Below are 16,667 nucleotides of genomic sequence, written 5' to 3' on the forward strand. Positions count from 1 at the left end.
AGGTTCTGTTTAATAGGTTTTTGCATTGAGAGCAATACCATTTACATAAGTTGTAATCACATCAAGTTCTTTAGCAATTTCTGAACCTTCAAACCCATTGATGTCATTATAACTTATTTGATTATTATATGCATTGAGATACTCACTTGCAAGCGGTAAATAAGACCAATGCCAGCGTTCTAAATTATAACCAGTTCTGCCATTAGATTTTTCAGTATATACTTGATAAAAGCCAAAAGAGTTGGCGTGTTTTTGTAACCAATCGTAAATCTTTTTTCCGTGTCCTAATGCAAAATAGGAGTTGTTTAAGCTATTGAGGTCCATATCCGTACCCCAATGATGTCGAGATGTAGATGGCATCGAGCTATATTCTAATATTTTTAAAGCTCTTTCTTTTGGCGGTAAATGTTCATAGCGCTTCCATTTTCGTTCCCATATAGCTTTTTGTTCATTAAAGTTTCTTGTGCCAGATAGTATATTAAGGGTAATTCCGTCTTGTTCGGCAGCTTTCTGCATACTTTTAAAAGCAGTATAAGCTTCGTTTTTAAGGTAAAGTGGTTTTACACTATACTTAGAATCTACCAAGACAAAACTTGTATCAGTTTTGTAATCGAACTTCCCTAAAATAAAGTCTTTACTGATTTTTGGCTTTTTGATTATTGAATCTTTTGTCGGCGCTATTGTTTGAACAACATCACTCTCTTTTTTTTGATATGTATTACAAGCGAAAAATGAAATAGCTATTAGTATTATAAAATAGATTTTAAACGTATTCATTTAATTCAAAATTTATAAGATTACCTCTAATTTCGAAAGGATGAAACCGCGAAAAAAGCTCTTCGGAATACCAGCCGAGGTCACGTGTTTTCTTTATCATATCAGCATGTTTTTTATTGCTATACGCATAGGCCATCATATCTTCAGCTTTTTCCCATAACGAAAAGGTAGCTTGCATTAGTATTGGCCATTCACCAATACCCTTCGAGAAAATAAGACCTACATGACCATTCATTGATTTTGAAACTGATGGCACATGCCTCCAAAACTGATATGCTAATTTAGGTTTTATAGTCGCCCTTGTAATCACTGCAATAGGTTTTTCAGGATTAAAAACCACTTCAGAATTAAAAGGTTCTTGCTTGCTCCATTTCCCATGAGCTTTTATAGAATGCATTAAAATATGGCTGCTAGCGATAGAAGATGTTTCGTATTCAGTCATGGTTTCAGAAGCTAAAAATATATTGGCATTTTCTTCTGTATCAAAAACAGATAGTAAACCAAAAACTGACCAATCTGGCCATATAGAAAACCCATTACCACTACCTGCACCTAAAGCTTTCCAAAACGTTAATCCTTGAACTTTAGCCTGTAATAAAGGTGGTCGCCCCATTCGTCCTAAGGCTTGCCATTTGTGTTTTAAGCCTTTGTATTTAAAAAAAGAAATAACTGTTGTTTGCGCCATTGCATTACTTTATTTCTTAGGTAATGATAAAACGTAAGCGTGGCTTTTTTTTAGATATTTTACTATGATATCTGGCTTTTCGTAAAGTGTCTCAGGAACTAGAACATAGTCTCTCATTTTTGCACCATAAGACCTATATTCCTCAGATCCACCATGGGTTTCTACAAACAATTTAGCCTCTTCTTTTGGTAATCGTATGCCTATTTCTCCAGCTTTGTTTAGTAGTGAGAACATGTAGCCATTATCTGAAGTATATATCATTTTCTTGCCTTTGCGTTCAAAGTCTTCACATTGATCTATAAGGTTATCAAAGAATTTTAATTTGTCTTCCCACATCTCTTTTTACTTTGATTAAAGATACTATTTTCTCATATTTTGAATACGTTGCAATAGCGTAGGATGTGAGTAATGCATAAATACGTATGCTGGATGAGGTGTGAGGTTACTTAAGCTGTTTTTTGAAAGCTTTTTTAACGAACTAATCAGCGGTTCAGCCTTGTAGGTGTTCTTTGCATAATCATCAGCTTCATATTCAAATTTCCTTGAGAAATAATTCATTATTAATCCTGTGGCTTCAGAAATAGGAGAGTACAATAGACCAAATGCTACTAGTCCTGCATGAAAACTTGGGATTTCCACACCAATAGCGTTTGATAACAAAGGATTTGAAATGAAGATGGATAAAATATATAATGTAAGCCCAGTTAAAATAATGGATGCTATAAGATTATAAAGGATGTGATGACGTTTATAATGGCCAACTTCATGTGCTAAAACAGAAACTATTTCATCTTCTTCAAGGTCATTAACCAATGTGTCAAAAAGTGTTACACGCTTTTCACTCCCAAATCCTGAGAAATAGGCATTGGCTTTGGTACTGCGTTTCGAGCCATCTATAACAAAAATCTTTTTTAAACTAAAACCAACAGAAGTGGCGTATTCAGATATTTTATCACGTAATGCACCATCTTCTAAAGGTGTTTGCTTATTAAACAATGGAACAATCAATCGTGCATAAAACATATTCATAAATATGGTAAAGGCAGTCACTAAAACCCATGCATATAGCCAAAATTGAGATTTTGTGAGGTTGTAAAACCAAACGATTAATGCTAAGATTCCACCACCTATAATAGCCATCATTATTAATCCTTTTAGCTTGTCGAATACAAATGTCTTTTTGGTGGTTTTGTTGAAACCAAACTTTTCTTCTATGACAAATGTTCTGTAGTAGGCAAAAGGTGTAGATATGATGTCGCTAGCAATCATGATTATTCCGAAGAATAACAACGCAATAACTATAGCATTATCACTATAACTGCGAGCTAAATTATCTACAAACTCAAACCCATTAAAGACCAAAAAACCTAATGTTAGTAAGATTGAAAATAATGAAGACCAAACCCCAAATCTGTAGTTTGTTTTCTTATATGCTTGAGCTTTGTCGTAAGCTTCTTTATCAAAAACATCAGCTAATTCTTCGGGAATTTCGTCGTTAAAATGTTTTGCATTAAGTGCATCTAAGATTTTATCTTTTATAAAATTGACTACGATTATGCCTATGATGATATAAAATAACATATCAGAATTCATTTATCTTAATTAAAATTTCGTTGACGTCTGGCTTCAAAGATGAGTATCCCTGCAGCTACTGAAACATTCATAGAATCAATAACGCCTTGCATTGGGATATTAATATTTTGCGTTGCGGCGTCTCGCCATTCTTGTGTTAATCCAGTTGCTTCTGTACCGACAACTATAGCAGTAGGCAACGTATAATCTTGTTGGTAATAAGGCGTTGATTCTTGTAAAATAGCACTGAAAATATTGAAATTATATTTTTTTAAATAGGTAATGACCTCATTACTTGGAGCAATAGCAATTTCGTTTGTAAATACACAACCAACACTTGAGCGAATGATATTTGGATTATAAATATCAGACTTTGGATTTGCAATGATAACTGCATCTACATTGGCAGCATCAGCAGTGCGCAGTAGCGCACCAATATTACCAGGTTTTTCTGGTGCTTCTGCAACCAATATTAGTGGGTTTTTATCATTAAGTATGAGTGCTTCAAGCTCATGTGTTTTGCATACACCAACAGCAATAACACCTTCGGTAGTACTACGATGTGCTAATTTTTGAAATACATCTTTAGAGATTTCGATGACTTCAAGATTATATCTAGCTAAAACTTTGGCTTCACTTTCAGAAAATAAATCAGGATAAAACAAAAGCGTTTCAATAGTGTATCCGCCGCGAATAGCAAGAGATAATTCACGTTTGCCTTCAAGTAAAAACCGTTTTGTTTTTCTTCGCTCACGAGATTTTTCTTTTAACAGTAGCAGCTGTTTTATATATGGATTTTGTGGGCTGGTAATTGTTTTATGCATACTTAGCAAAAGTAATGTAATTTTATAGGAAATATAACGTCGAATAGTGCAGTAAACTCTAAATACCAACACAATGAAAAGAACACTCTTAGTATTAGCTGTAATCTTTATAGCTGTAGCATGTAAAAACAATGAAAAAACACCTGCTATAGTTGAAGACATTACAAAGGAAGATATTACGACTAGCATTTATCCAGAATCTGTAACTAAAGTATTTGATGCCCACGGTGGTATAGATAATTGGAATAAAATGAAAACACTCTCTTTTACCATGAATAAACCAAATGGTGCAGAAGTGACAACAACTAACTTAAAGACCAGAGCTGAGTTGATAGACACTCCAACATATACTTCTGGTTTTGATGGCAGAACCTTATGGGTTACTGAAAAAGACGGTAATGAATACACTGGAAATGCAAGATTTTACAAAGGGTTAATGATGTATTTCTATGCAATGCCATTTATTGTAGGTGATGATGGTATCATCTATGAAGACGCTGAGGCTTTAACGTTTGAAGGTAAAACCTATCCAGGAATTTTAATCTCTTATGAGTCTGGTATTGGCGAATCTCCTAACGACCAATATATTGTTTACTATGATGCTGCTACTGGTAAGATGGAATGGTTAGCCTATACAGTTACTTTTGGTAAAGAAGAAAAAAGTAAACAATTCCGTTATATCCGTTATAACGACTGGAAAAAATTTAATGGTTTAGTTTTGCCTAATAGCATTTCATGGTATAAGGTAGAAGAAGGACAACCAACCGAGTTAAGAAATACAGTAGAATTTACAGATATTATTGTAAAAGAAGAAGCACCAGAAAATACACAATTTGGTATGCCTGAAGGCGCTAATATTATAGAATAAGAAAAGTTACTATGCATAAAAAAAGGAACCGATTTCGGTTCCTTTTTTTAGTTTTAATTCTGTTGATTATACTTCTCAGAATAACGTTTCCAAAGTTTTGTTTGGTGCGATTCTAAACTCAAATTACGTCCATCAATAAAAGCATGTGTTATTTGATTACTTCTCATGTCTAGTGCGTCGCCTTCACTAATAAATAATGTTGCACTTTTACCATTTTCTAGAGTACCATACATATCATCAATTCCAATTATTTTAGCTGGATTTTGAGTTATAAGCTGTAAGGCTTGTTCTTTTGTAAGGCCATAGGCAACAGTAGTACCAGCATAGAATGGAAGATTACGAGAATTCATTCGTTCCATTTGCCCACTTGGTTCTAGAGCTACTAAAACACCTGCGTCAACAAGTGCTTTTGCTTGCTTGAATGTGTAATCGTAATCGTGGTCTTCTAATTCTGGTCTGGTATGTGTACGCTGTAGCATCACAGACACTTTATTCTGTTTTAAGAAATTAGCAACTTTACTAGCTTGATAACCACCAACAATAGTTATATGTTCAACACCATGAGCTTTTGCGAAGTTAACCGCATCAGTAATACCTTTTATATCATCAACATTAATATAGAGATGTTTAGAACCATCAAATAATCCAGCCATTGCCTCAAATGGTAAATGATGCTGAGATTTAGAACCTGAATTGTGCGTTTTAGCTTCAGTAAAATACATATCAAGTTCTTTAACTTGTTTGCTGTAGTTTTTATTTGGCTTTAATCCTGGGTCTTCACCAAGCCACCAACGACCACGTGTAAAAGAACTAGGCCAATTAATATGTAAACCATTATCTGTTTTAATGGCTGCATCTTCCCAATTCCAAGCATCGTATTGCACCACAGAAGACGTGCCAGTAATACGACCACCACGCGGAACTACTTGCCCTAGAAGTACACCATTTGGTCGCATAGATTCAACAATTTTAGATTCTGCATTGTAAGCAATGATACTTCTAATATGAGGATTGTAAGTACCAAGCTCAGCAAGGTCATTAGATGCTTTTACGGCATCTACTTCAACTAAACCTAATGTACCGTTAGATACAATAAAACCTGGATACACATGCTTGCCAGTAGCATTGATTACTTCCATACTAGACATATCCATTTTAACAGTAGTAGCATCAGCTACATTTGTGATTTTTCCGTTAGAAAAAGTGATAATACTATTTTCTATAACAGTTCCATTTCCAATATGTGCAGTCGCACCAACAATAGCTATGTTTTTAGATTGTTCTGGTGCTGGTGTCTGTTGCGTGAATACATAAGAAGAACACAACAAAAACAATAGAATATTTAATTTATTTAATACTTTCATTTGTAATACTTTTTAGTTGTGATTATGATTATCCATTGAGTCGCAATGCATCAATTCTTTTTCTTTTTTCTTGACAGGCTGTGTTTTTAAACCTTTGTTTTTATCCTGAAGCATCAAATTTAAAAGTTCACTTTTCTCTTTTTTAATAGCTTTACGCATTTCCTTATCGCGTTCTATATCAAAATAAGTAACACCTTCAATTATTGTTTTTTCTGCTTTTGCATATATCGATAATGGATGGTCACTCCATAAAACTATATCAGCGTCTTTTCCAACTTTTAAGCTTCCTACTCGATCATCAAGATGTAAAAGTTTAGCAGGGTTAAGTGTTACAAATTTTAAAGCATCTTCTTCGCTAACACCACCATACTTCACAGATTTTGCAGCTTCTTGATTTAAACGACGCGACATTTCTGCATCATCGCTATTAATAGCAACAATTACGCCTGCATTATGCATAATAGCTGCATTAAAAGGAATAGCATCGTTAACTTCATATTTGTAAGCCCACCAATCACTAAATGTAGAACCACCAACACCATGGTCTTTCATTTTGTCTGCTACTTTGTAACCTTCTAATATGTGCGTAAAAGTGTTAACTCTAAACCCAAATTGCTCAGCAACCTTCATCAACATATTAATCTCACTTTGCACATAAGAGTGACATGAAATAAAGCGTTCTCCATTTAGGATTTCTGCTAAAACTTCCATTTCAGTATCAACTCGGTATGGTGTTCCACTCTTTTTAGCAGCATCGTATGCCTTAGCTCTAGTGAAATAGTCAATAAACACTTGTTCAACACCCATACGAGATTGAGGGAAACGCTCATTTCGGGTAGAGCGCGATTGTTTTACGTTTTCACCTAAAGCGAATTTTATAAACTTGGGAGAGTTATCGTAAACATAATCATCTGCTGCTTCACCCCATTTTAATTTTATAATCGCAGAACGACCTCCAATTGGATTTGCAGAACCATGTAAAATTTGAATAGAAGTTACACCGCCAGCTAAATTTCTATAGATATCAATATCCTCATCATCGATAACATCTTCTATAGTTACTTCAGCAGACGAGTTATGGCCGCCTTCATTAATTGATGCAGCAGCAATGTGAGAATGCTCATCGATAATTCCTGCAGTAATATGCTTACCGCTTGCATCAATTTCTTTTGCACTTCGATCAGAAAGGTTTTGACCTATTTTAGCAATTTTACCGTTTTTAATGAGCACATCTGTGTTCTCTAAAACTCCATCACTTTCATTAGTCCAAACTGTAGCATTTTTGAATAATAAAGTTTCAGATTTTGGTTTATCTGCAAAACCATATGCCAAATTAGGATATGTAATAGGACTCATAAATGATTCTTTTTTGTCAGACATCGTCATGTTCTTTTTGGCTTTGTCCTTACTATCGGAGCCCGAAACCTTACTCGCAAAGAATGTGTATTCTGAACCATTTGGTAATATTGCAGTACCATTTAAACTATTACCTTTTACCGAGTTGGCTGCAATACGTACAAATTCTTTTTTAGTACTATCGGTAGTTGTATAGGTAAGGTTTACCCAATCATCTTTGTAATTTATTTTTGTACCTAAGCTTTTATCATCAGATTCAATCTTAGCACTTGGTTTACTTGTACTACCAGATATTTTTAATTTATAGTCTTTACCAGCTAGTTTGAAATTATATTCTCCATCAATATCTTTTGTAGACATATTAGTAATAACATGCTGCATACCTTGAACCCAATTTTCATAAAGCTTGGTTTTTTTGTCAAAAATATCTCCAGATGTGATTAAAAAGTTTGCATAGCTACCCGTTTTTAAGGTGCCTAAGAGATTAGACTTTCCTAATAACTTAGCTGGTATAGTCGTTAAAGATGCTAGTGCATTTTCTTTAGAAAGACCACTTTCAATCGCTTTTACAAGATTACCCTTAAATGACTTTCTTGATTTTAATCCGTGAGTTGTCAATGCAAACTCAATTCCATTTTCAGCTAATAATCTTGGATTATGAGGTTCTTGGTTCCAAGCGCGCATATCACTCAATGATAGTGTAGATGCTAAAAAAGCATCATCAACATCGTATGCTAATTGAAAATTAATCGGAAGAATAACTGTAGCATTTGTACCCTTAACTTCAGAAATACGTTCATATTCATCTCCACCACCAACTATTGTATATTGTACATTACGTGAATCCCCAACTTTATCAGCACGCATAAGATTAGCTCTACTACCAGCTTCAAAAATTTGTAAAAGGCTTTTATTTTCGTTTAAAGCTTCTAATGCCAAATCTCGAGTATTTACATTTCCATCTGCATACCATTTGGCGTCATCATACATTTGACGTAAAAGCGCCATACTTCCCATTATAGACGATGGATAAGATTGGCGAGAGCGTACACTTTTTCTGAAGGAAAAATGCTGAGTAGTTTCACCATCTACAACGCGGAGTGAGTTGTCAGCATCATTATTCAAAGCTATTAAAGCACCGGTACCACGAACAATCCCATCTGGCATGTGTGTATTTACAACTCCGAACCCAAGTTTATGTAATTCGGATGCCGATTTAGAATCGTATTTAAAACTTGCCATAACGTCCTGTTCTGGCATAATATGGTCATTCCAATAAAAACCACTTCTACTTGGTCCATATTGAGGTCCGTTTCCACCACGTTCGGGTTTTTTTACACCAAAAGTTGTATGAATATCTATAAATGAAGGATAAATTGTTTTGCCAGATAAATCAACACGAGTTGTATTTTTTGGTATCGTAACTGATTTTCCGACACTGACGACTTTACTGTCTTTTATTAGAAGTGTTCCATTTTCAATCACTTCTGTCGGTGAGACATAAATTTTTGCATTTGTAAATGCCATGTAATTGGAGTTGTTTGTTTTTACTCCGGAATTACTAGGAAAATAATCTTGTGCAAATAACGAGAAGCTGCACATGAAAATGAGCAGCCGTAATTGAGCTTTAATCATATTATTTGGTTAGTTAAAATTTAGAGTTCTAAAGATAAGACTTATGCTTAAAACCTCTATTTTATTATGATTTTTTAACTTTTATAACGGCTTGTCTTTGTAATAATTAACCATTAGAGCCACAACATAACTATAGCTTTTTATACCTGCTGATTGATTATTAGCCTTAAGAAATGTGTCGAATGTTTTTTCAAAAAAAGGTTCGATAGGATTTTTATAATCTTTCCAGAAATCTTGAACTTCTTGATAATTCTTAAGAATGCCTTTATTAATATCTTTTAGTAGACTTTCGTATTGTTTGTCATCGCGTCTATAAATATCAGCTAAACAATACCGTAAAACAAAAGTATATCCTGAATATTTAAAGTATGAATCATCATTAGTAATTGCTGCAATAGCACCGATAAAATTAGCTTCGTTTTCTGCTGCATATCCTAATTGATGCGCTACTTCATGGCAAGATGTTGTTGGAAATTTATAAATGGGAATTAATCCATCTACCTGTGCTTCATTTGTAAATGGATTTAGATACCCAGAAAATCCCATATAGGTTAAAGGAATACTGTACAGCGATTGTTTTAAACTTTGAGGTTTATATTCTAGATGAGAGTATGTTTCAGACAATTTATCGTAGCTCAGTTTTACTTTTTTAAATACTTCAGATTTTGTGTACGGTAAATCAACTTTAAGTGTGTCAGAGCTACTCAATTGCAAGTGGACGTCATTAGATTTACTTATCAATTGTTTTGTAAAATCAACAAGTTCTTTTGTTGTATAAGTAGTTTCAATATCAAGAGCTTGATGTAGAGGAACACGATAATAATTAAATGCCCAGAGTATGTGAAATGCAAAGTATGCAATAGATATAGTTACTCCGACATCTAATAACCAATTTTTAGTGTCTAGATAGATGCGTTTATAGTTTTTATATAGCCATACTAAAACATATATTATAGCTGCCGTATAGAGAATATCTCCTACAGATATCGGTAACCATCCAAAACTGTAACGCATTAATTTTGAGAGTAATGGATAAATACCATTACTATAATATTTTTCAACAAAATCAGGGATTAGTTTTAAAATTTGAATTCCAACAATTTGGATTCCTAAAAAAATAAGTAGTGCTCCTTTTTTTGTGATACGCATAACTCAAAAATAGGGAATAGTTTGGTTACCTTTGCATCACTTTAAAAAGATATATATGAGTTCAGAAATAAGAGCATTAGAACCTAAAGCATTGTGGAATAAATTTGCAGATTTAAACGCTGTTCCTAGAGCTTCAAAAAAAGAAGAGCGTGTTATTAAATTTATGAAAGACTTTGGCGAAAACCTCGGTTTGGAAACTGTTGAAGATGAAGTAGGAAATGTAATTATTCGTAAACCAGCTACCAAAGGTATGGAAGATCGAAAATCCATAGTAATGCAATCGCATTTAGATATGGTGCATCAAAAAAATAATGATACGGTTTTTGATTTCGATACTCAAGGTATAGACATGTATGTAGAAGATGATTGGGTAAAGGCAAGAGGAACTACACTTGGTGCTGATAATGGTTTAGGTGTAGCAACAATCATGGCCATTTTAGAAAGTGATTCTATCGCTCATCCGGATTTAGAGGCATTATTTACTATTGATGAAGAAACAGGAATGACAGGCGCAATGGGACTTAAAGGTGGTATTCTTAATGGTGAAATTCTATTAAACTTAGATACTGAAGAAGATGATGAAATTGGAGTAGGATGTGCTGGTGGAATAGATGTTACGGCTACCAGAACGTATTTACGAGAACAAACTCCAAAAAATAGTATCTCTTATACAATCGAAGTTAAGGGATTACAAGGTGGACACTCTGGAATGCAAATCCATGAAGGTTTAGGTAATGCTAATAAGATTATGAATCGATTGCTCTTTGCTGCAATTGAAGATGTTAAAATTGCTGAAATAGATGGCGGAAGTTTAAGGAATGCTATTCCAAGAGAAAGTGTGGCTAATGTGGTTATTAGAGAAGATAAAGCTGAATTACTAATCCGTTTATTGTCATCTTTAGCTGGCACGATTAAGAAGGAATTAAAAACTCTGGAACCAGATTTGGAAATTCTTTTCACAGAATCTGATTTACCAGAAAGTGTAATTTCTTATGAAACACAAGAACAGTTAATTAAAGCTTTGTATGCAGCACATAATGGTGTGTATCGAATGAGTGCAGATATTCCAGATTTAGTTGAAACCTCTAATAATATTGCTAGAGTAGTGGTTAAAGATGGTCAAATAAAAATAGGCTGTTTAACACGGAGTTCAGTCGAGAGTTCTAAGTTAGATTTGGCAAATGCACTAAAAGCAACGTTTGAATTAGCTGGTTGTGAAGTTGAGTTCTCTGGGAATTATCCAGGCTGGGCACCAAATATGGATTCTGATATTCTTAAAACTATGGTGCCAATTTACGAGCGTTTAAACAATGGTGAAAAACCTCATGTTGCTGCATGTCATGCTGGTCTAGAATGTGGTATTTTAGGGCAAAATTATCCAGATATGGACATGATAAGCTTTGGGCCTAATATTAAAGGCGCGCATTCACCAGATGAACGAGCACAAATTTCATCTGCACAAAAGTATTGGAAGTTTGTATTAGAGATTTTAGAGAATATTCCGAAGAAAAAGTAATAAAAAGGCCATCTGTTATGATGGCCTTTTTATTTATTTACTAATAGCTGTCATTTCAATAATAAATACTAAATCTGTATTGGGTTGCACCACTGGTGGGCGGCCACTTTCTCCATAAGCTAGGTGCGATGGAAAATAAAAGAATTTTTTGTCACCAACTCGCATTGAAGCCAGTGCTTCTTTAAATCCACCAAATAAGTTAGCATCAGGACTTACTTTCATTGGTGAAGCAGCATACAAGTTTCGTTGCTCTTTAGCAGGGTTATACTTTCCAAATTTTTCTTCTATTTCTTTAATGTTACTATCTAACAATTTACCATCAGTAAAATAACCTTGATAATTTACAAGTGCAGTTTGTCCTGTTTTTGGCTTTTCACCATTTCCTTTAGTAATGGAATACACTTTTAAGCCAGAAGCAAGAGTTTTTGACTTTGCAATATAACCATCAATAATAGGTTTAAATTCATCAGCTGCTTTTTGCAATTTTTCTTCAGCTAGCCGTTTCTCTTCTTCAGCTTTTTTTCGAGCTTCTTCTTGAATTTTGGCAATGCCTTCTTCTACCTTTGGCATTTGCTCTTCAAATACTTTTGGGGCATCAAATTTTTTGGCCAGTGGTCCTTTGCGAATAATGTTTAGTTTGGTAATTACAACATCTTCAACAGGCTTATGATTTCTTCTAGAAGGGTCAATAACCTTTACATTAGATATTGAATCTTGTACATCAAGTCCTAAAACTAATTCACCAAAAACCGAGTGGCAACTTACTCTAGGTTGGTCACAAGGCTTTAATTCACCGTTAGGATTAAAAGCATTTAACGGAGGATATGGAACTTCTGTAATAAAAAATTGACTACTGTTAGTATTAAAACCACCACTATTTGCCATAGATAATATACCTGGCTTATCGTGTTTTAAATCAGATGAAAAATCTGCTGCAAATCTATAACCTGGATTTCCACTTCCAGTTGCCGTATGATCTCCACCTTGAATCATAAACTTATCTATAACCCTATGAAATGTTATACCATCGTAGTATGGTTTACCTTTATGCTCATCATCAACTAAAGGATGATTTCCTTCTGCTAGAGCAACAAAATTGGCAACTGTTACCGGAACTTTATCATATTCAAGTTTTGCAACCATAGTTCCTTTTGTAGTTATAAACTCTGCATATAAACCATCTTCTAACTCAGGATATGGTGTTTTACAGCTTGAAAGATTTAGTAATACTAAAGCGATTAACGGAATTAAAATTTTCTTAGTCATTATTATTTTTGGTTATTTTATTTAAGGTAACATTACATATTAACGGCACATTTGTACCAATCTTATTTTCATCTCCATAATATCCAAATGCCATATGAGATGGAAAAATAAAGGTTAGGCTTTCCTTGGCTTTCATGAGTTTTAATCCCTCACGTAATCCAGTAAATAATTCTTCTTTGTCCATCAAATAATCTTGCACTCCCAATTCTTCAGAAGTGTAGATTGGCTGACCATTTAAATCTAAAATATCATAATTAAAAACTACTTGGTCTCCAAATTTTGGTGTTATAGTATCATCTTTAGATTTTAAATTATAATGGTACCAAAACCCATTTTCAGAAATTAAGAAGTCTTTATCTTTAAAACGACCTGCAATAAGTGTTTCAATTTGCTGGCGTTCTATTTTATTAAGTGCTTTGTTACGTTCTGCAGATTCTTTTATAAATGAGCCTGTTTTAATAGATACAGGACGCCGAGGTTCGGGAGATTTACAACCTACTATTGCAATTGCAATTATTAAGATTAAACGCAGGTTTTTCATAGGTTAAGAGGTTAAATGGGCTTTATATTCTGGCAATATAGCAATAAATTTTTCAACGGTTTCATTAAGAGATAAAGTGGTTCGGCCGCCAGCAGCATTAGAATGTCCGCCACCATTAAAATGAGTTCTGGATAACTCATTTACTGATAAGCTACCTTTACTTCTTAACGAGATTTTTACGATGCCTTCAGAGGAGTTTTCTATAAAAATAGCCGCTAATTTTATGTTGTTTACAGATAACGCGTAATTAACTACACCTTCAGTATCTCCTTTTTTAAAGTTAAACTCATCTAACTCAGATTGTGAAAGCGCTATATATGCTGCGTTATACTCAGGTATAATTTTTAAATTCTGAAGTGCTCTACCAAGAAGTTGTAGTCTATTATAACTATTGGTATCATATACAAGATTATGAATTTGAGTATTATCTGCTCCTTTATCGATCAATTCTCCAATAACTCTGTGCGTGCGAGATGTTGTTGAACTAAATCTAAATGAACCTGTGTCTGTCATAATTCCCAAGTAAATACATGAAGCAATATCTGAATTGATTTTATCGCTATCACCTAGATTTTCAATAAAATTGAAAACCATCTCACAAGTCGATGACATTGACGCATCGGAGTACATATATGTAGCGTAATCATCTGGAGCAAGATGATGATCTATCATAATTTTAAGCGCTTGAGACTCAGCTAAAAAACGTCCCATTTCTTCACCAGTTCTATTTAACACATTAAAATCGAGTGTAAATATGATATCAGCTTCTGCTATTTTTGATTTTGAAATATCTACTTGGGTATCAAACTTTAGTATAGTACTTTCGCCAGGAGCCCATTTTAAAAACTCAGGATAATCATTAGGTGCAACAACAACCGCATCGTGATTGTAAGAATTTAAGTAGTGCATTAAGGCTAGTGTAGAACCAATTGCATCACCATCAGGATTTCTATGCGGAATAATTGCAATACGTTTGGGAGAACTTAGCAGTTCTTTAATAGCAGTAAAATCTTCAGTTTTCATAACGAACGAATATACAATTTAATAATAAATTCTTGAAATGCATTAGCGTTATTTTAATGGATTTTGGTATTAAGAAATCATAGAAAATGATGTCTTATAATTAGCTTAAAAGATGACGACGTTAAATAATTGATAAACCTTAAAATATCAGTTCTGCATTGCTTGTGTATTCTTTAAAATACCTTATTTTTGCACGCGAATTCATCAAAAATTTGATGACGTAATAAATCGAAAAACATGGCAACAAATAGAACATTTACAATGTTAAAGCCAGATGCTGTTGAAAACGGGCATATTGGCGCAATATTAGAAAAAATAACAGCTTCTGGATTTAGAATCGTAGCAATGAAGCTAACCCAAATGACTACCGCAGATGCAGAGCAGTTTTATGCAATCCATAAAGAGCGTCCATTTTTTGGAGAATTGGTTGCGTTTATGACTCGTGGGCCAATCGTAGCTGCGATTTTAGAAAAAGACAATGCAGTTGAAGACTTTAGAGCTTTAATTGGTGCTACAAACCCTGCCGAAGCTGCAGAAGGTACTATTCGTAAGTTATATGCGACTTCAGTTGGAGAAAATGCCGTTCACGGAAGTGATAGTGATGACAATGCTTCTATCGAAGGTGCATTTCATTTTTCTGGAAGAGAAATGTTCTAAACACTAAAAATATTGAATACTATAGCCGGTCACTAAGCGCAGTCTAAGTACCGGCTTTTTTTATACGTTATTTTGAATGAATTTTTTCAAAATTACAATCTGGCCCAAGTGGTAATGGGTATGCTCTATAATGCCATTTAAGTTTCTATAGTAATTACCATATTTTTCATCCACAAAAGGTTGGTGCAGTATATCGTCATCAAGAGCATTCACTTTTTCAATTAGTAACTCAGCATTTTTTAGAACTTTTAATTTGAAGTTATTCCAATCTTCTTCTGAATTAAATTGTGGTGCATCAAAACTAAATTTATCTCTAATTTCTAAAATGCCACCATCAAAAACAGGCAAAATACCTTCAACATAGTAATTGATATGAAAGACCAGCTTAGCTATAGTATTAAAACCTTCAATTTGCTTAGTTGCCATTAATAGGTTGATATCTTGTATGCTATCTTTTACATTTGTTCCAGTCCAATTACCGCCAAAATAGAGCTGCTTTAATGCGCTTTCTAAATTATTTATGTGAGTCATAAATTTAGAGTTCTATAACTAATCCTTCCTCAGCAATGTTAAAACCTAATTTCGTAAGCTCGATCTGTTCGTTAGATTTTGTGCGAATTAATGGATTAGTATGGTTAAAATGAATAAAATAAATTTTTGCTTTTTCAGAGGCTTCTAATGATTTGAAACGTTCAACGCTCTCCTCGACAAAAGGATGTGGTATTTCTGACATATCTCTATTTCCTACTTCACCATTTTTATAAAATGTTGCATCCAGAAATGCAAAATCTACTTTTTTAATCTCGTCTTCAATAGAAGTGTCCCATTTTTGCCACTTGTCTATATCTGGTATAAAAAGACCGGTTTTGTTTGGCCCTACTATTTTGTAACCGACCGTTTCAGTAAATTCAGCTCTATGAGGAACTAAAAAAGGTTCTACCTTTAAGTTTTCACTTAAAGAGATTTGGATTTTATTTTCCAAAGGATTTATAATGATGTTATTTATCTCTACCAATTGGCTCCAAGGACCATTATTTTCTAAATAAGATTTTAATTTTGGCATAGCGTACACAGGTACTGACTTTGCATTTATTGCTTCTCTACCTAATTGCATTAATCCAGAATAGTGACCTATATGGCCATGAGTAAGAAAAATGCCATTGGGCATTTCTATAGTGTCATGTCCAATATAATCTGATAATTTTTTTGTTTGCAATTTAATATCTGGTGTGGCTTCAAAAAGAAAGGAACTATTTGTAACTGGCTCAATAAGTCCTAAAGATGTAACACATCTTTTTTGTTGCAAATCCCACTGATTTATACAACATTTTTGTGAGCAACCAATTTGAGGGTAGCCAGCATCTTGTACAGTGCCTAGTACAACCAACGAAGTTTTCGATAAAATTTGAGACTTTGGATTTTCTTCCAAATCAG

16 protein-coding genes are annotated in these 16,667 nt (G+C 33.9%); 3 read left to right on the top strand and 13 right to left on the bottom strand.

Annotated features, from left to right (window positions below):
- Nucleotides 1–9 precede the first annotated feature (9 nt).
- Genes ED556_RS05130 through ED556_RS05150 form a run of 5 tightly spaced genes read right to left on the bottom strand, consistent with a single transcriptional unit; the run spans nucleotide 10 to nucleotide 3,858 of the window.
- On the bottom strand, nucleotides 10–777 hold the full coding sequence (locus tag ED556_RS05130; RefSeq protein WP_296320211.1) for a M15 family metallopeptidase: 768 nt from the start codon (nucleotides 775–777) through the stop codon (nucleotides 10–12).
- Nucleotides 764–1,462 (bottom strand): hypothetical protein, encoded by a 699-nt coding sequence (locus ED556_RS05135; protein ID WP_296320215.1) that lies wholly within the window; start codon nucleotides 1,460–1,462, stop codon nucleotides 764–766. Before ED556_RS05135 ends, ED556_RS05130 begins: the two co-directional genes overlap by 14 nt.
- A 9-nt stretch (nucleotides 1,463–1,471) precedes the next feature.
- Entirely contained in the window at nucleotides 1,472–1,798 is a 327-nt protein-coding gene (locus ED556_RS05140; protein WP_296320218.1) for a hypothetical protein, read from the bottom strand.
- A 24-nt stretch (nucleotides 1,799–1,822) separates the two neighbouring features.
- Entirely contained in the window at nucleotides 1,823–3,055 is a 1,233-nt protein-coding gene (locus ED556_RS05145) for a M48 family metallopeptidase (RefSeq protein ID WP_296320220.1), read from the bottom strand.
- Between the two features lie 5 nt (nucleotides 3,056–3,060).
- Nucleotides 3,061–3,858 (bottom strand): RNA methyltransferase, encoded by a 798-nt coding sequence (locus tag ED556_RS05150; RefSeq protein ID WP_296320222.1) that lies wholly within the window; start codon nucleotides 3,856–3,858, stop codon nucleotides 3,061–3,063.
- Between the two features lie 73 nt (nucleotides 3,859–3,931).
- On the opposite strand from ED556_RS05150, the gene ED556_RS05155 reads away from it, so the two are divergent.
- The gene (locus ED556_RS05155) at nucleotides 3,932–4,726 is read left to right on the top strand and encodes a DUF6503 family protein (RefSeq protein WP_296320224.1); all 795 of its coding nucleotides are present in this window, start codon (nucleotides 3,932–3,934) and stop codon (nucleotides 4,724–4,726) included.
- 53 nt (nucleotides 4,727–4,779) lie between these two features.
- Here the strand turns inward: ED556_RS05155 and ED556_RS05160 are convergent, their stop codons facing one another.
- From ED556_RS05160 to ED556_RS05170, 3 genes are all read right to left on the bottom strand, one after another.
- Nucleotides 4,780–6,090, bottom strand: a complete 1,311-nt coding sequence (locus ED556_RS05160) for an amidohydrolase family protein (RefSeq protein WP_296320227.1) — start codon at nucleotides 6,088–6,090, stop codon at nucleotides 4,780–4,782.
- Nucleotides 6,091–6,102: 12 nt separating this feature from the next.
- A complete protein-coding gene (locus tag ED556_RS05165; RefSeq protein WP_296320230.1) occupies nucleotides 6,103–9,081 on the bottom strand; it encodes an amidohydrolase family protein in 2,979 nt (992 codons plus the stop codon).
- 81 nt (nucleotides 9,082–9,162) lie between these two features.
- Nucleotides 9,163–10,230, bottom strand: a complete 1,068-nt coding sequence (locus ED556_RS05170; protein WP_296320231.1) for a DUF3810 domain-containing protein — start codon at nucleotides 10,228–10,230, stop codon at nucleotides 9,163–9,165.
- Nucleotides 10,231–10,285: 55 nt separating this feature from the next.
- Here ED556_RS05170 and ED556_RS05175 point away from each other — a divergent pair, with 55 nt between their 5' ends.
- Nucleotides 10,286–11,746, top strand: coding sequence for an aminoacyl-histidine dipeptidase (locus ED556_RS05175; protein ID WP_296320235.1), 1,461 nt, complete (start codon nucleotides 10,286–10,288; stop codon nucleotides 11,744–11,746).
- Nucleotides 11,747–11,779: 33 nt separating this feature from the next.
- Here the strand turns inward: ED556_RS05175 and ED556_RS05180 are convergent, their stop codons facing one another.
- Genes ED556_RS05180 through ED556_RS05190 form a run of 3 tightly spaced genes read right to left on the bottom strand, consistent with a single transcriptional unit; the run spans nucleotide 11,780 to nucleotide 14,576 of the window.
- Nucleotides 11,780–13,012 carry a peptidylprolyl isomerase gene (locus ED556_RS05180; RefSeq protein WP_296320239.1) on the bottom strand — a complete coding sequence of 411 codons (1,233 nt, stop codon included), beginning with the start codon at nucleotides 13,010–13,012 and terminating at the stop codon, nucleotides 11,780–11,782.
- Entirely contained in the window at nucleotides 13,005–13,553 is a 549-nt protein-coding gene (gldI, locus tag ED556_RS05185; protein ID WP_296320242.1) for a gliding motility-associated peptidyl-prolyl isomerase GldI, read from the bottom strand. Before gldI ends, ED556_RS05180 begins: the two co-directional genes overlap by 8 nt.
- A gap of 3 nt (nucleotides 13,554–13,556) precedes the next feature.
- On the bottom strand, nucleotides 13,557–14,576 hold the full coding sequence (locus ED556_RS05190; protein ID WP_296320245.1) for a bifunctional oligoribonuclease/PAP phosphatase NrnA: 1,020 nt from the start codon (nucleotides 14,574–14,576) through the stop codon (nucleotides 13,557–13,559).
- Nucleotides 14,577–14,813: 237 nt separating this feature from the next.
- Here ED556_RS05190 and ED556_RS05195 point away from each other — a divergent pair, with 237 nt between their 5' ends.
- Nucleotides 14,814–15,233 carry a nucleoside-diphosphate kinase gene (locus ED556_RS05195; RefSeq protein WP_296320248.1) on the top strand — a complete coding sequence of 140 codons (420 nt, stop codon included), beginning with the start codon at nucleotides 14,814–14,816 and terminating at the stop codon, nucleotides 15,231–15,233.
- 60 nt (nucleotides 15,234–15,293) lie between these two features.
- Here the strand turns inward: ED556_RS05195 and ED556_RS05200 are convergent, their stop codons facing one another.
- A complete protein-coding gene (locus ED556_RS05200; RefSeq protein ID WP_296320254.1) occupies nucleotides 15,294–15,764 on the bottom strand; it encodes a DUF1572 domain-containing protein in 471 nt (156 codons plus the stop codon).
- A 4-nt stretch (nucleotides 15,765–15,768) separates the two neighbouring features.
- A complete protein-coding gene (locus ED556_RS05205) occupies nucleotides 15,769–16,539 on the bottom strand; it encodes an MBL fold metallo-hydrolase (RefSeq protein ID WP_296320257.1) in 771 nt (256 codons plus the stop codon).
- Between the last annotated feature and the right edge of the window lie 128 nt (nucleotides 16,540–16,667).

It is taken from the genome of Winogradskyella sp. (genome assembly GCF_003712105.1).
Lineage (GTDB): Bacteria > Bacteroidota > Bacteroidia > Flavobacteriales > Flavobacteriaceae > Winogradskyella.

Excerpts from the sequence above, each read along its gene's own strand:
- ED556_RS05130 (WP_296320211.1), bottom strand. The coding sequence starts at position 777 with ATGAATACGTTTAAAATCTATTTTATAATACTAATAGCTATTTCATTT.
- ED556_RS05135 (WP_296320215.1), bottom strand. The coding sequence starts at position 1,462 with ATGGCGCAAACAACAGTTATTTCTTTTTTTAAATACAAAGGCTTAAAA.
- ED556_RS05140 (WP_296320218.1), bottom strand. The coding sequence starts at position 1,798 with ATGTGGGAAGACAAATTAAAATTCTTTGATAACCTTATAGATCAATGT.
- ED556_RS05145 (WP_296320220.1), bottom strand. The coding sequence starts at position 3,055 with ATGAATTCTGATATGTTATTTTATATCATCATAGGCATAATCGTAGTC.
- ED556_RS05150 (WP_296320222.1), bottom strand. The coding sequence starts at position 3,858 with ATGCATAAAACAATTACCAGCCCACAAAATCCATATATAAAACAGCTG.
- ED556_RS05155 (WP_296320224.1), top strand. The coding sequence starts at position 3,932 with ATGAAAAGAACACTCTTAGTATTAGCTGTAATCTTTATAGCTGTAGCA.
- ED556_RS05160 (WP_296320227.1), bottom strand. The coding sequence starts at position 6,090 with ATGAAAGTATTAAATAAATTAAATATTCTATTGTTTTTGTTGTGTTCT.
- ED556_RS05165 (WP_296320230.1), bottom strand. The coding sequence starts at position 9,081 with ATGATTAAAGCTCAATTACGGCTGCTCATTTTCATGTGCAGCTTCTCG.
- ED556_RS05170 (WP_296320231.1), bottom strand. The coding sequence starts at position 10,230 with ATGCGTATCACAAAAAAAGGAGCACTACTTATTTTTTTAGGAATCCAA.
- ED556_RS05175 (WP_296320235.1), top strand. The coding sequence starts at position 10,286 with ATGAGTTCAGAAATAAGAGCATTAGAACCTAAAGCATTGTGGAATAAA.
- ED556_RS05180 (WP_296320239.1), bottom strand. The coding sequence starts at position 13,012 with ATGACTAAGAAAATTTTAATTCCGTTAATCGCTTTAGTATTACTAAAT.
- gldI (WP_296320242.1), bottom strand. The coding sequence starts at position 13,553 with ATGAAAAACCTGCGTTTAATCTTAATAATTGCAATTGCAATAGTAGGT.
- ED556_RS05190 (WP_296320245.1), bottom strand. The coding sequence starts at position 14,576 with ATGAAAACTGAAGATTTTACTGCTATTAAAGAACTGCTAAGTTCTCCC.
- ED556_RS05195 (WP_296320248.1), top strand. The coding sequence starts at position 14,814 with ATGGCAACAAATAGAACATTTACAATGTTAAAGCCAGATGCTGTTGAA.
- ED556_RS05200 (WP_296320254.1), bottom strand. The coding sequence starts at position 15,764 with ATGACTCACATAAATAATTTAGAAAGCGCATTAAAGCAGCTCTATTTT.